Raw genomic sequence first — 14,092 nt, 5'->3', positions numbered from 1 at the left:
ACACCTGATCATGGGATGCCGTTGCATTTTACTGTTCGCGGGACGGACCGGCGCGCAGCAGGCTGAGCAAGGTCACGACGAAAACGATCAGCGAACATACCGCGGGCCAGAGTGCGAGCACGCCAAGGGAGCGCAGCGAGAAGGCAATGCTCTCACTTGCCGGGTGGCTGGTCGGGTGACCGAAGAGCGCTCCCGCCAGGGTGCCAATCTGCCATGCGATGACCGAGCCTGCTGCGGAACCGACGACGGCGGCGAGCACCTTTGCATACGAGCCGGCACGACGGCCTTGGGGCAGCAGGAAGACCGCGGCTAAAACGCCGGCGACCAGTCCCAATGTGCCCAGGACGAGGTCCCGGGGAAGCCAGGTTGCAGGGTCCTCCCCTGACCCGTAGAACGCACCGCCGGGTGCCAGCAACCACCACAGAACCCCCACCACCACGCCTGCGGCAGCGGTGAGCGAGAACCAGTGCAGCAGCGAAGCCGGCGGGGCGCTGGTGAGGTCGCCCGGAACGGCCTTCGCATACACGGCGGGCGGGTACTGTGCTGCGCCTGTGTTGGGCGGTTGAGTCATGGTTCTACGCTAGCAAACGAAACAGCGACCGGAAATCCGGCCGGCTGTCCGGCACCCACGCCACTCACACTTCCAGACACGCCGGACCCAGCAGGACCTTGAGGTCTCCGAAGAGCGCCGGGCTCGGATTCACGCGCAGGTGGAGTCCGAGTTTCATCACCTCAATGGTGCGGGATCCGGCCAGCCGCACCTGCACTTCCGTGGTTCCCGGGTGCGTCTGCAGAACGTCGCCGAGGGCGGTAACCACATGTTCGGTGGCCTTGAAGCTTGGCAGCGAGATGACGACCGGTCCGGAATGGCCGTCGCTGAGGTCGGGAACCGTCAGCTCCATGGCATTCAGGGTAATGGCGCCGTCGTCGCGTTTCTGCAGCCTGCCCTTGACCACAACAATCAGGTCCTCCGCCAGCACGGTAGCGATGGGTCCGTACACCTGGCCAAAGAACATCACCTCGATCGAGGCTCCCAGATCCTCCACCTCGGCGCGGGCATAGGCATTGCCGCTGGCCTTGGCGATGCGTCGGGACAGGGAGGTGATCATCCCGGAAATGGTCACGATGGCGCCGTCGGCCGGACCGTCCTCGCCGATTAGTGCCGTAATTGTCTGGTCGGCGTGCTGGCTCAGCACACCCTCCAGCCCCTGCAGTGGATGGTCCGAAACGTACAGTCCCAGCATGTCCCGTTCAAAGGCAAGTTTGTCCTTCTTCTCCCATTCGGGCAGCTCCGGAATATCCAGGGCCAGGCTCGCCTCGGGCTCCTCCTCGGCGAAACCGGCAAAAAGGTCGAACTGACCGACAGCCTCGTTGCGCTTGAGGACGATCACCGAGTCGATGGCCTCTTCATGCACCATCGCCAGCGCGCGTCGCGGATGGCCGAGGGAGTCGAAGGCACCGGCCTTGATCAGGGATTCGATGGTCCGCTTATTACAGACGACGGCGGGAACCTTCAGCAGGTAGTCCTTGAAGGACGTAAAATTGCCCGCTTCTCCTCGGGTGCTGACCATGGCCTCAACGACGTTGACGCCAACATTACGGATCGCCGCCATGCCGAAGCGGATGTCATGCCCGACCGGAGTGAAGTTCACACTCGATTCATTCACATCCGGCGGCAGCACCGTGATGCCCATCCGCCGGCACTCGTTCAGGTACAGGGCCAGTTTGTCCTTGTCATCGCCCACGCTGGTCAGCAGCGCCGCCATATATTCGGCCGGATAATGCGCCTTCAGGAAGGCCGTCCAATACGAGATCATTCCGTAAGCTGCCGAGTGCGCCTTATTGAAGGCGTAATCAGAGAACGGCAGCAGGATGTCCCAAAGGGTTTTCACGGCCGCGGCTGAGTAACCGTTATCCTTCATCCCCTGTTCAAAGCCCGCGTACTGCTTGTCCAGTTCAGACTTCTTCTTCTTACCCATGGCACGGCGCAGAATATCGGCCTGGCCCAGGGTGAACCCCGCCACCTTTTGGGCAATGGCCATTACCTGCTCCTGATACACGATCAGGCCGTAGGTGCCGCCAAGAATCTCGGCAAGCGGCTCCTCGAGTTCTTTGTGAATCGGGTCAATGTTCTGTAGACCGGTTTTGCGCAGGGCATAGTTCGTGTGCGAGTTGGCGCCCATCGGACCCGGGCGGTACAGGGCGATAACGGCGGAGATGTCCTCGAAGTTATCCGGGCGCATCTGCTTGAGCAGCGCGCGCATTGGGCCGCCGTCGAGCTGGAAAACGCCAAGCGTGTCACCGCGGGCCAGCAGCTCGTAGGACTCCTTGTCATCGAGTTCCAGATCCTCCAGCACCAGGTCGACGTCGGCATTGGCCTTAATGTTTTCTACCGCGTCGCTGATGATGGTCAGATTGCGCAGCCCCAGAAAGTCCATCTTGATCAGGCCCAGGCCCTCACAGGTGGGGTAATCAAACTGGGTGATGACTTGGCCGTCCTGCTCACGGCGCATAATAGGGACAATGTCGATCAGCGGGTCCGAAGACATGATGACACCCGCGGCGTGCACACCCCACTGGCGTTTGAGGCCCTCCAGCCCGAGTGCCATGTCAAAGACCCGCTGCGAGTCCGGATCTGTGCGCAGTATCTCCCGGAGCTCCTCGGCCTCCGAGTATCGCTTTGCCTCCTTGTTGTGCACCTCGGTCAGCAGCATGCCCTTGCCCATGACGTCCGGCGGCATCGCCTTAGTCAGGCGCTCGCCCGTGGAGAACGGATAGCCCTGCACCCGGGAGGAGTCCTTCAGCGCCTGTTTGGCCTTGATGGTGCCGTAAGTGACAATCATGGCCACCCGCTCGTCGCCGTATTTCTCTGTGACGTAGCGGATCACCTCGGAACGGCGCCGATCATCGAAGTCCACGTCGAAGTCGGGCATGGACACACGCTCCGGGTTCAGGAAGCGCTCAAAGATCAGTCCGTGCCGCAGCGGATCCAGGTCCGTGATGCGCATGGCGTAAGCCACCATGGAACCGGCACCGGAGCCCCGTCCGGGCCCCACCCTGATGCCGTTGTTCTTGGCCCAGTTAATAAAGTCCGCCACGACCAGGAAGTACCCCGGAAACCCCATCTGGGTGATGACGCCGACCTCGAACTCGGCCTGCTTACGCACCTCGTCGGGAATTCCGGCCGGGTAGCGGTAGTGCAGACCTGTTTCGACCTCTTTAATAAACCAGGAATGCTCATCCTCGCCCTCCGGCACGGGGAACACCGGCATGTAGCTGGCACTGGTATTGAAATCAACGCTGCAGCGCTCGGCTATCAGCAGCGTGTTATCGCAGGCCTCGGGATAGTCCCGGAAGAGCAGCCGCATTTCCTGCGGTGACTTCAGGTAGAACTCGTCCGCATCAAATTTAAAGCGTTTGGGATCGGCCATGGTGGAACCGGACTGCACACAGAGCAGCGCCGCATGCGAGGCCGCGTCTTCCGGATGCGTGTAATGCAGATCATTGGTGGCCAGCAGGGGAAGACCCAGTTCCTTGGCCAGCTTGTGCAGATCCGAGGAGACATTGCGTTCGATGTCCAGACCATGGTCCATCAATTCACAAAAGTAGTTGTCCTTGCCGAAGATGTCGCGGAAATCCGAGGCAGCCTGAACGGCTTCTTTATACATTCCGAGCCGGAGCTTGGTCTGCACCTCCCCCGAGGGGCAGCCGGTGCTGGCAATGAGCCCCTTGCCGTAGGTCTGGAGCAGGTCCCTATCCATCCGCGGCTTGTAGAGATACCCTTCCAGCGAGGCCTTCGAGGACATCCTAAAAAGGTTGTGCATGCCCTCGGTACTCTCGGACCACATGGTCAGGTGCGTGTAGGCCCCGGCTCCGGAGACGTCGTCGCGCCCGCCCCCGCCCCACTGCACACGGGTGCGGTCCTGACGTGCCGTGCCGGGCGTCAGATACGCCTCGACGCCGATAATCGGTTTGATGCCGGCGGCCTTTGCCTTGGCCCAGAAGTCGAAGGCGCCGAAGACGAAGCCGTGGTCCGTGGTCGCGAGGGCGTTCATGCCGAGTTCTTCTGCATGGCTGAACAGGTCGTTCAGCCGGGCGGCACCGTCCAGCATCGAATACTCGGTGTGATTGTGCAGATGAACAAAGGAATCGGAGCTAGCCACCCGTACATTCTAGGCCGTGGCGGCCATGGTCGCCGGACCATGGTCCGTGCCGGAACGCTGCCGGGGGAAAATGACCGACCTAGTGCAGGCCCGACTGCAGCGCGCTCAGCGCGTAGGAAAGGTCCTCCGGGTACTCGCTGACGACTTCAACCCAATCACCCGTTCGGGGATGGCTGAAGCCCAACTGACGCGCGTGCAGCCATTGCCGTGTCAGCCCCAGCTCGGCCGCAAATTTCGGGTCCGCGCCATATGTCAGATCCCCCGCACAAGGATGGCGAAGAGCGGAAAAATGCACTCTGATCTGGTGCGTCCGGCCGGTTTCCAGATGGACCTCCAGCAGGGCAGCCCGGCCAAACGCCTCCAGCACTTCATAGCGCGTGATCGAGGGACGACCGTCTTCGATCACCGCGAAACGCCAGTCGTGGCCCGGATGCCGGCCGATCGGTGCGTCGATGGTACCCCTAAGCGGGTCAGGCAGGCCCTGCACGATGGCGTGATAGACCTTCTCCACCGTTCGTTCCTTAAAGGCGCGTTTAAGCACCGTGTACGCCGCCTCGGTCTTGGCCACCACCATCGCTCCGGATGTGCCGACGTCGAGCCGGTGCACAATGCCGGCCCGCTCCTGCGCGCCCGAGGTGGAGATCCGGTAGCCGGCAGCGGCCAACGCGCCGACCACCGTCGGCCCCACCCAGCCCGGTGAGGGGTGGGCAGCAACGCCGACGGGCTTATCGATGACAACGAAGGACTCGTCGTCGAGCAGAATCTTCAGATCCTCCACCGGTTCAACGATGACGGCCAGCGGATCCCGGCGCACCGGGATAGTCACCTCCAGCAGCGAACCAGCGCGGAGCTTGTCCGCCTTGCCCAGGGCAGCTCCATTGAGCCGAACGTTTCCCTCCGAGCAAAGCAGCGCCGCTGACGACCGGGACATCCCCAGCAGGTGGGCCAGTGCGGAGTCAACTCGTTCCCCGGCCAGATCCACCGGGACGTGCACCTGCTCAGTCATTGGTGCTCTCGGCACCTGCGGGACTCACCGGTGAAGCATCGGCCGGCGGTACTTTGCCACCGAACGGGATCCCTTTGAGCGTCAGAATGCAGATCAGGATCACCGAGCCTACAACAGAGGAATCAGCGACATTGAAGATGGCAAAATTGGGCAGCGCAATGAAATCGACCACGTGTCCCATGCCAAAAGACGGCTCACGGAACAAGCGGTCGGTTAGATTTCCGAGCGCGCCGCCGAGCAACATGCCCATGGCCACGGACCACCAGACGGAACCCAGCTTGCGCGCCTGAACCACGATGCCGATCGCCACCGCCGCCATAACGATGGTGAAGAGCCAAGTGACATTTTCCCCAATGGAGAAGGCGGCTCCGGAATTGCGGATGTAATGCCAGCTGAGCACCGGCGGGAGCACCTGGGTGATCTGCCCATCCGTCATGGTGCTGGAAACCCACCATTTGGTCAGCTGATCCAACACATAGGCGAGCACCGCAAACCCGGCCAGCGTCAGCACCAGTGGCCGCCGGCGTCGTCCGGGACGTCCCGCCGCCGCACCCGCAGCCGGCGCACCCGCAGCTTTCGCCGGAGTCGGGGCCGTCGGGGCCGGACCCGACTCGGTTGGACCCGCCGGGGTTGGGATGGCTGCGGGAGGAATTGCTGCGGTTGGGAGTGCTGCAGGAGCCTGCCGGCGCCGTGATGCCTGGGATGCGGCCGCGCCGCGGGCTGGATCGTCGTTCATAATGCTTTCGTAGTGTCGCTGGAAGTGGATCGTCTTAACGCGGGAAACAGGCGTCTCAACGCCGAAAACCGGCAGCCGGAGATTCCCCCAGCCACCGGTTTTCGCTATGCAATTCAGGAATTGGCGCTGCTGTCCGAGACGTCCGGGGATGCGACGGAGCCGCGGGCGTCCAGATCGCGCAGCTGGCCTTCGATGTAGGCCTTGAGTCGGGCACGGTAATCGCGCTCGAACCCACGAAGCTGCTCGACCTTACGCTCCAGGACGGAACGCTGCTGTTCGAGCGCGCCAAGGGTTTTCCGGCTTTTCTCCTGTGCGTCGTTGACCAGAGAGCTGGCTTCCATCTGAGCCTCGGCAATGATCTTGTCGCGCTGCTCAACGCCGGCGTTAACGTACTCGTCGTGCAGACGCTGGGCCATTACCAGGACCCCGGCTGCCGAATCGATGCCGGCCGCATTCGCGGACGGTTCGGCACTGGTGGCCGGCGCGGCAGCCGCCGGTGCGGGCGCAGCTTCGGCAGCCGGAGCCGGGGCAGCTCCCGGCGTAACCGCGCTTGTGGACGCGGCGTCGTTCTTGACCGAGGTGCTGCCCTTTGCGTCACTGCCCGTGACGTTGCTGCCTTTAGCATCACTGCCTTTTACGTCGCTGCCCTTAGCATCACTGCCTTTAGCACCGTCGCCCTTGCCGTCGCCCTTGCCGGACTTAGCGCCCTTGGTCTCAGCCTTGACGTCATCGGTCTTGCTGTCTCTGGCCGGGATCTTTTCCACAATCGGTGCCGGAGCGGAGGCGGCAGATGCGGAACCCCCAGGCTGTGCGGCGAGCTTCTTGCGGAGCTCTTCGTTTTCCTGGGTCAGTCGGCGTAGTTCAACCACGATCTCGTCGAGAAAGTCGTCGACTTCGTCCTGGTCATAGCCTTCACGGAATTTCGTTGGCTGAAACCGCTTGTTGACAACATCTTCTGGCGTGAGCGCCATCTAGTCACCTCGTTGATATAAGTTAGTCCAGACCGCCCGGAAGCGCTCTCAACTGCGGTACCGACTACGGACCTTGAGATCCATAGTGCAGGGTCTATCAAATTTACAGTATAGCTTTTCTGATCTGCTTACTAACGTCAGCCGAACCAGACGCGGCTGGAAAAGACAATGTGGTTTTACGCACGCTACACGGCGACGGCCTGAGTGAGAGACATGGCTATTCCGACCAGGATCAGCAGGAGCATGAAGCCTAGGTCCAGCGACATACCGCCGAGCTGAAGCGGAGGGATCCAGCGACGGAGCAGTTTCAGCGGCGGATCCGTCACCGAATAGACCCCGGACGCGGCCACGAGCGCCAGGGATTTCGGGCGCCAGCCGCGGGCAAACACCTGTACCCAATCAAAAACCAAGCGGACCATGAGCGCCAGAAAGAACAGGAACAGCAGCAGGTATAGCAACGCGAAAACAATTGACACGGCGGTCAGACACGATCCTTATCTGAAGTCGGCAGGTGGAGACATCAACAATACCGTCCCCGGACGTGAAAAGGCCCGGCCAGTCGGCCGGACCTTGCCGCGATTAGCTCTGGTTGAAGAAGCTGGCTTGTGTGTCCGAGGCCTTCTTGTCGTCTCCGAGAACCTCAATGTAGGAGGGCGAGAGCAGGAAAACCTTGTTGGTCACGCGCTCAATGCTGCCATGCAGACCGAAGACGAGCCCGGCGGAAAAGTCGACCAGGCGCTTGGCATCAGCTTCACCCATATCCGTGACATTCATGATGACAGGGATGCCTTCGCGAAAGCTTTCCCCAATCACTTTGGCGTCATTGTAGGAACGGGGGTGCACCGTGGTGATCTGGCGCAGGCCGGAAGCACTTTCGCGGCTCGAGGCTGCCCGCTTGATCGGCGTCACCGGAGCCCGGTACTCGTCGATAGCTGTCCTCGCAGCGGTCTGCTCGGGAGCGGCCTCCACGCGGCTTTGCGCGTCGCGGCTGTGTACTTCCCGACTGTGTACATCCCGACCGGCGACATCCCGATTCTGTACATCCCTGTCGTAGTCCACTGAATAATCCTCATTCTTGTGTCCAGACTGAGGGTGCTCAGCCTCGTAGTGCTCCTCACCATCGGCGAGCCCAAGATAAATCATTGTCTTGCGCAGAGCGCCAGCCATGGTAGCTCCTCATAGGTCTTCTAGCTGCGTGTCATAGGGGTTGTTCCCAACTGCATTGACGCTACCTCAACGCCGGTCGCGGACCGAGGATATCCGATCCGACACGCAGGTGTGTCGCGCCGGCGGCGATGGCACGTTCCAGATCCTGGCTCATGCCGGCAGAAATCGCCGTCGCCTGTGGAAAACGCTGGACGACGGCGGCAGATACCTTGGCCAGTCGCGCAAAGGCTTCGTCTGCGTCACCGTCGCGCGGTGCCACGGCCATCACCCCGGCCAGCCGAAGACCGGGAGCCAGTTCAATGAGTTCTGCCAGCCTCATCACGTCCGCTGCTGCGACCCCGCCCCGGGACGCAGCCCGGGGCGGACCTGCCGGGTCTGGACCCGACGTCAACGCCGGGTCCAGGTTCACCTGGACGAAGCACAGCAAATCAGCCCGGCCGGTGCGCTGTTGTTCCGCAGTGACAGCTGCACTGAGTGCCTTTACGAGCCCCGCTCTGTCCACGGAGTGGACGGAGTACGCATAGCCTGCGACCGATTTCGCCTTATTGGACTGCAGCTGGCCGATAAAATGCCAGCGCAATGTGGCCCCGGTGATCCGCTGCGTAACCTCAGCGGATTTGGCTGCCGCTTCCTGGTCCCTGTTCTCCCCCACGTCCCGAACGCCAAGTTCTGCGAGCAGGAGAACATCAGCCGCCGGGTGGAACTTCGTCACCACGATCAGCTCAGGATCGGCCTTCCCTGCCGGGCGGGCAGCGGCAGCGGTGGCGATCCGGGATCGGACCTGCTCCAGATTCCGTTCCAGCTCAGAGCCACGGTCCCGACCGGACGGCTGCTCTTCACTGGGCCGCTGGTGGGCGCCGGACTGCTCAGGACCAGGCTGGTCATCCATGGACATAGATCACTCCGGCGAATCGGCCCTGCGGGAGCTTCCGGGCCGTATCCCGGCGGTACGAAAAGAGGTCCGATTGCTCCATGGTGCAACCCGCTACCCGCTCGGCCGACACGCCATCTGCTGCGAGCTGGGCAATTACGCCGGCGGGGAGGTCAAGGGCCGGTGTCCCCCAGCTTGTGGTGGCAAAAGCTGCCGGCTCGACGGCTGCCACCTCGTCGCGCAGTTGGGCTGGAACCTCATAGCAGTTCCCGCAGACCGAGGGACCCAGCCAGGCGCGGATCCGCACCGCGCCGCATTCACGCATGGTAGCCACGGTATTCGGCACCACCTTCGCCGCAACGCCAGGCCTGCCGGCGTGGGCCACCCCCAGCACGGGCCCGCCATCGGCCCGCTCGCCCAACAGCACCACGGGAACACAATCGGCCACCAGTACGGCCAGCGCGGAATCGACGGAGACCATGGCGTCCGCCGTCGGAATCTCGGGCTGACCGGCGCCCGGCATGGCGCCGGACTCAGCACTGCTGCGTTGGCCGCGGATCACTTGCCCACCACTGCGTTTACCGCCGCCCACTTGAACCACGCTGCAACCATGCACTTGATGCATAAACCGCAGCGGTGCGGCCCCGCGCCCTGATCCAAGTTCACGCTGCAGTCTCGCGCGGTTCCGGCTGACTGTCTCATCGAGGGCGCCACCTGCACCAACATGAAAGGCCAGGTTGCCGGCTCCCGTGTCCGTGAACCCCACCCGGATCCCCGGGCTGACTTCACGATTCCACCAAAACACAGCGACCTGGCCTCCTTTCCGCTACTTCAGGAAGTCCGGCACATCCAGGTCATCCATTCGATGACCGGAAAGATCCGGCTCGACGACGGCCGGCAGGTCTACATCAAAGCCGGCATCCGCAGGGACATGCCGGCTGGGCTGCTGAGCCCAGTGGTTAGTCCCAGCCGAGGGAACCGATGCAGGCACGCCAACCGGGGCAGCAGACGGGACCGCGGGAGCAGCCACATGGGCCGGCAGCGCCGGCTCCGCCTTCGCGGACGTAACATCCACGTTGTCAAACCCAGCGGCGATGACCGTCACGCGCGCCTCATCTCCCAAGGCATCGTCAATGACGGCACCGAAAATGATGTTCGCTTCCGGGTGCGCCACTTCCTGCACCAGGCGTGCGGCTTCGTTGATCTCGAACAGCCCGAGATCCGACCCGCCCTGAATGGACAGCAGCACGCCGTGGGCGCCGTCGATCGAAGCTTCCAGCAGCGGAGACGCAATGGCGAGCTCCGCGGCTTTGACGGCACGGTCCTCACCGCGGGCCGAGCCAATACCCATCAGCGCCGACCCCGCACCCTGCATCACGGACTTAACATCTGCAAAGTCGAGGTTAATCAGGCCGGGAGTGGTGATCAAGTCGGTGATGCCTTGGACACCGGACAGCAGAACCTGGTCCGCGGAGCGGAAGGCATCCAGGACGGAAACGTTCCGGTCGCTGATGGACAGGAGCCGGTCGTTGGGAATGACGATGAGCGTATCGACCTCGTCGCGCAGGGAGTCAATGCCGTTTTCGGCGCTGGTGGCCCGGCGCCGGCCCTCGAAAGTGAAGGGGCGAGTGACGACGCCGATGGTCAGCGCGCCGAGCGAGCGCGCGATGCGGGCGACGACGGGCGCGCCGCCGGTACCGGTGCCGCCACCCTCGCCTGCTGTCACGAAGACCATGTCTGCTCCGCGCAGCACCTCCTCGAGTTCGTCGGCGTGATCCTCCGCGGCCTGGCGCCCCACCTCGGGGTTAGCACCGGCACCAAGCCCGCGGGTCAGTTCACGGCCAATGTCGAGTTTGACGTCGGCATCGGACATCAGCAGTGCCTGCGCGTCGGTGTTGACGGCGATGAACTCCACGCCGCGCAGACCGACATCGATCATTCGGTTGATTGCGTTGACGCCACCGCCGCCGATGCCGACGACCTTGATGACGGCCAGGTAATTCTGGGGTGCTGCCACGTTACGTGTCCCTTGTTCGTGTGCTGTATGAAAATCCTTTGCCCCGCGGGGCGGAAGGCAAAGCCGGTACCTAAAGCTCTGTAATGCTTTGTATTTAAAGTCTGTACTTGGACATTAAACTCTGTACTACTGGTTGAAGCTTAGGAGTCTAACCTTCAACTTGAAGGTTATAGTTATGTCAAGTAACTCTTGTTGTGACGCTATTGGGCATAGCTCCAGCATGCAATAACCGCCGGGGCGTGTCGGATTAATCGGTGCAAATTATCTGCTTCGGCTGCTGCGTGAATTGATGCTTATCTGGTCACCGGATGCCGGGGCGTGCTGACATCGTAGACCTGCACGGGCGCCGGCGCAGGCCTGCCCGCCGCGGCGCTCGGCGCTGGTGCAGTCAGCAGTGCCTCCAACACCTTGGCCTTCAACTCCTTTTCACTGGCGTTGCCCCAGATGATGGTCTTACCGTCATTGAGGGTGAGTTCAACAGCGTCCGGAGATGCCGCTGACGCATGCTCCAGCTTACTGAGCACGCTCTGCGGCAAAGCAGCCAGCACTGCGGTCATGGCTTTAAACGTCTCCTTGCCGATCACGTCCGTGCCGCCGTCAATCAGTGGTAGGGCGACAGCGGCCGGATCCGGTGTAGTACCGAGCTGCACTCCGTCGGGATCAACCATAATGTATTGCTGGTCGGTTTTGAGCAGGGCCACCGGCTCGCGCTCCACAATATGCACCAGCAATGACGACGGCGGCCGCGCCTGCACGGAAACTGATCGGACCTGCTGGAGGGGCACCAGCAGCTTCTGCACCTGCCTCTGATCGATCTGCGGCAGCGGCTTGTCAATCAATGGCGCCAGTGCTGACTGGATAGCCTGGGTCGTTGCCAGTTTGTTGCCCTCCACGGTGATCGTCTTCAGCGCCAGCAGCGGAGAAAACATCACGGCTGCCATAACAACCGCAATCAGCGCAGCAACTACGACGACGGCGATCCATAGATTGACTCTGCGCCGCCTGCGCGGGACGCCCGGAAAAACCAGCACCTTCGCGGACGAACCAGCACTGCCCGGCTTTGCCGGGGACGGATCAACAGTGCCCGGCTTTGCCGGGGACGGATCAACAGTGCCCGGCTTTGCCGGGGACGGATCAACAGTGGCCGGATCTGAGCGCCTTGGCTTCTCATCTACCGGATCTTCGGCTCCGGTACCAGCATGTTCAGGGCTCGAGGAAGCCACCTGCTGCCCCGGCCCCGGGACGGATGACCCCTGCGATGCCGCAGGCAACCGGAGGACGGAGACTTTCGCCGAAGTCGCAGTGATACTCCCACTAGGAACATTCGAGCCAGGAACATTCGAGCCAAGAGAAGCGCCCCCGAAATCAACGTCCCCGCCGTGAATAACGCCCGGGTCGCCGTAGCCGGGGTCAATGCCGCCAAAGTCACCGTCATCGGCATCGATCTTTGCTGAACTGACCTTTGCCGAATGGACCGTGCCGTCTGTGACCGCGCCGTCGTTGCGGTCCCGCTTGCGGTCGCGAAAGCCGCCTCCAGGCTTACCGGGGTCGGTCCGGATTACCGGAGGTTTCCGTCTAGGCGCCACGTCGACCGCCCGGCTCATCCTGTTGTCCTTCGCCCAGCACAGCCCTGTCCAGCTGTGCAGCCCTCTCCAGCAGGGTCGCCCTGTCCAGCAGTGCCGTCACGATTGCCGGTCCGTATTGGGTTACGTCCCCGGCACCGACAGTGAGGATTATGTCTCCGGGCACGGCGGCTTCTGCCAATAGCTGCACGGCCACTGACGGGTCTGCGATATGGCCGCCGGGCCGGTCCAGACCTGCGGTGATCAGCTCGCTGCTGACCCCGTCGATGGGATCCTCGCGGGCGGGATAAATGTCCAGCACCGCGACGGTGTCCGCCCGTGATAGTGCCTGGCTGAACCCGGCGGCGAACTCCCGGGTGCGGGAGAAAAGATGCGGCTGAAACAGCACATGGACACGGTGCTCCCCCGCGACGGCGCGCGCTGCGGCCAAGGCCGCAGCCACCTCCGTGGGGTGATGTGCGTAATCGTCAAAAACGCGAACACCGGCGGCTTCTCCCTTGGCCTCGAACCGGCGCGATGCGCCGGAAAAGGTGCCCAGGGCCGCGACAGCTGCCTCCGGCTCAACCCCAAGTTCAAGGGCCACGGCCAAGGCAGCCACGGCATTGCGGGCATTGTGCACTCCGGGTACCTGCAGGACCAAGGACAGCTCCCGCGGGCCACCGGGCCGGAGACCTTCGGGTACGGTGCCGGCAGGCATCACCACGGTAGTCACAGTGCCGACGCCGCTGCTGGTCATGGTATTGGACAGCCGCAGGTCCGCCGCGTCACCCTGCCCATACAAGATCACACGCGTTCCGCCTGCCCGTGCTTTGCGTGCCAACTCCAGCGCGCCGGGATCGTCCGCGCACGCAATCAGCAGGCCATCTGCGGGCAGCAGTGCCGCAAATTCGTCGAAGGCCCGGTAAACCGCTTCGGCGTTGCCGTAGTGGTCAAGATGATCCGGCTCCGCATTGGTCACGACGGCAATCTGCGGCCGGTAGTTGAGGAAAGAACCGTCGGATTCATCCGCCTCCGCAACGAAGACGCCCGAGCTGCCATGCGCTGCATTGACGCCAAGAGCCGGCACGGTACCGCCGATGGCAAAGGAAGGGTCCCGTCCCACCGCGCGCAGCAAAACGGCAATCATCGCGGTGGTCGTCGTCTTACCATGCGTTCCGGCGACCGCCACAACGGTGTTGCCCGTCATCGCCACGGCAAGAGCCGACGACCGGTGCAGCACCCGCAGCCCCGCAGCCTTGGCCGACATTAATTCCGGGTTGGAATCCCGGATGGCAGAGGACACCACGACGGTATCGGCTCCCGTGACCACGGCAGGATCATGCCCGACGTGTATCCGGGCCCCCAACGCTGCCAGCTCGGTAAGCTGGCGCGACTCCATGGCGTCTGATCCGCTCACAGCGACGCCGCGGGCCAGCAGTATCCGTGCGATCGCCGACATTCCGGCACCCCCAATGCCGATGAAGTGCACGCGGCCCAACGCGGCCACGGTCCCAGCTGCTGAGGTACTGCCGGTACTCGCGGTCCCAGCTGATGAGGTACTGCCGGCCCTGTCGGCCCTGCTGCTGTCTGAGGCTGCCG

The 14,092-nt window shown here is 62.9% G+C and carries 12 protein-coding genes; all 12 read right to left on the bottom strand.

The window, feature by feature from the left end:
- Positions 1-28 precede the first annotated feature (28 nt).
- Positions 29-571, bottom strand: coding sequence for a hypothetical protein (locus IV500_RS18865; protein ID WP_196398366.1), 543 nt, complete (start codon positions 569-571; stop codon positions 29-31).
- A 64-nt stretch (positions 572-635) separates the two neighbouring features.
- Positions 636-4,112 (bottom strand): DNA polymerase III subunit alpha, encoded by a 3,477-nt coding sequence (gene dnaE, locus IV500_RS18860; RefSeq protein ID WP_230855185.1) that lies wholly within the window; start codon positions 4,110-4,112, stop codon positions 636-638.
- A 130-nt stretch (positions 4,113-4,242) separates the two neighbouring features.
- Positions 4,243-5,169, bottom strand: coding sequence for an RluA family pseudouridine synthase (locus tag IV500_RS18855; protein ID WP_196398364.1), 927 nt, complete (start codon positions 5,167-5,169; stop codon positions 4,243-4,245).
- Positions 5,162-5,683 carry a signal peptidase II gene (lspA, locus tag IV500_RS18850; protein ID WP_230855184.1) on the bottom strand — a complete coding sequence of 174 codons (522 nt, stop codon included), beginning with the start codon at positions 5,681-5,683 and terminating at the stop codon, positions 5,162-5,164. Before lspA ends, IV500_RS18855 begins: the two co-directional genes overlap by 8 nt.
- A 335-nt stretch (positions 5,684-6,018) precedes the next feature.
- Positions 6,019-6,876, bottom strand: a complete 858-nt coding sequence (locus IV500_RS18845) for a DivIVA domain-containing protein (protein WP_196398362.1) — start codon at positions 6,874-6,876, stop codon at positions 6,019-6,021.
- A gap of 185 nt (positions 6,877-7,061) precedes the next feature.
- Complete coding sequence (locus tag IV500_RS18840) at positions 7,062-7,352, bottom strand: YggT family protein (protein WP_196398361.1); 291 nt, start codon at positions 7,350-7,352, stop codon at positions 7,062-7,064.
- Between the two features lie 103 nt (positions 7,353-7,455).
- Positions 7,456-8,043 (bottom strand): cell division protein SepF, encoded by a 588-nt coding sequence (locus IV500_RS18835; protein ID WP_196398360.1) that lies wholly within the window; start codon positions 8,041-8,043, stop codon positions 7,456-7,458.
- A 61-nt stretch (positions 8,044-8,104) separates the two neighbouring features.
- A complete protein-coding gene (locus IV500_RS18830; protein ID WP_196398359.1) occupies positions 8,105-8,932 on the bottom strand; it encodes a YggS family pyridoxal phosphate-dependent enzyme in 828 nt (275 codons plus the stop codon).
- Positions 8,925-9,719 (bottom strand): purine nucleoside phosphorylase YfiH/LACC1 family protein, encoded by a 795-nt coding sequence (locus IV500_RS18825; protein WP_196398358.1) that lies wholly within the window; start codon positions 9,717-9,719, stop codon positions 8,925-8,927. Before IV500_RS18825 ends, IV500_RS18830 begins: the two co-directional genes overlap by 8 nt.
- 21 nt (positions 9,720-9,740) lie before the next feature.
- Entirely contained in the window at positions 9,741-10,931 is a 1,191-nt protein-coding gene (ftsZ, locus tag IV500_RS18820; RefSeq protein ID WP_196398357.1) for a cell division protein FtsZ, read from the bottom strand.
- Positions 10,932-11,224: 293 nt separating this feature from the next.
- Positions 11,225-12,535 carry a cell division protein FtsQ/DivIB gene (locus tag IV500_RS18815; protein WP_196398356.1) on the bottom strand — a complete coding sequence of 437 codons (1,311 nt, stop codon included), beginning with the start codon at positions 12,533-12,535 and terminating at the stop codon, positions 11,225-11,227.
- Positions 12,507-13,952, bottom strand: a complete 1,446-nt coding sequence (gene murC / locus IV500_RS18810) for a UDP-N-acetylmuramate--L-alanine ligase (RefSeq protein ID WP_230855180.1) — start codon at positions 13,950-13,952, stop codon at positions 12,507-12,509. The genes IV500_RS18815 and murC overlap by 29 nt, the downstream gene beginning before the upstream one ends.
- Positions 13,953-14,092 lie beyond the last annotated feature (140 nt).

It is taken from the genome of Arthrobacter terrae, assembly GCF_015708085.1.
GTDB lineage: Bacteria > Actinomycetota > Actinomycetes > Actinomycetales > Micrococcaceae > Arthrobacter_M > Arthrobacter_M terrae.
Note: the sequence above shows the minus strand (reverse complement) of the source record. Positions and strands in the feature narration are given on the sequence as shown.

Bases quoted from the DNA above. Each gene is read 5' to 3' on its own strand.
- IV500_RS18865 (WP_196398366.1), bottom strand. From the start codon at position 571: ATGACTCAACCGCCCAACACAGGCGCAGCACAGTACCCGCCCGCCGTG.
- dnaE (WP_230855185.1), bottom strand. From the start codon at position 4,112: ATGCTGGACGGTGCCGCCCGGCTGAACGACCTGTTCAGCCATGCAGAA.
- IV500_RS18855 (WP_196398364.1), bottom strand. From the start codon at position 5,169: ATGACTGAGCAGGTGCACGTCCCGGTGGATCTGGCCGGGGAACGAGTT.
- IV500_RS18845 (WP_196398362.1), bottom strand. From the start codon at position 6,876: ATGGCGCTCACGCCAGAAGATGTTGTCAACAAGCGGTTTCAGCCAACG.
- IV500_RS18835 (WP_196398360.1), bottom strand. From the start codon at position 8,043: ATGGCTGGCGCTCTGCGCAAGACAATGATTTATCTTGGGCTCGCCGAT.
- IV500_RS18830 (WP_196398359.1), bottom strand. From the start codon at position 8,932: ATGGATGACCAGCCTGGTCCTGAGCAGTCCGGCGCCCACCAGCGGCCC.
- IV500_RS18815 (WP_196398356.1), bottom strand. From the start codon at position 12,535: ATGAGCCGGGCGGTCGACGTGGCGCCTAGACGGAAACCTCCGGTAATC.
- murC (WP_230855180.1), bottom strand. From the start codon at position 13,952: ATGTCGGCGATCGCACGGATACTGCTGGCCCGCGGCGTCGCTGTGAGC.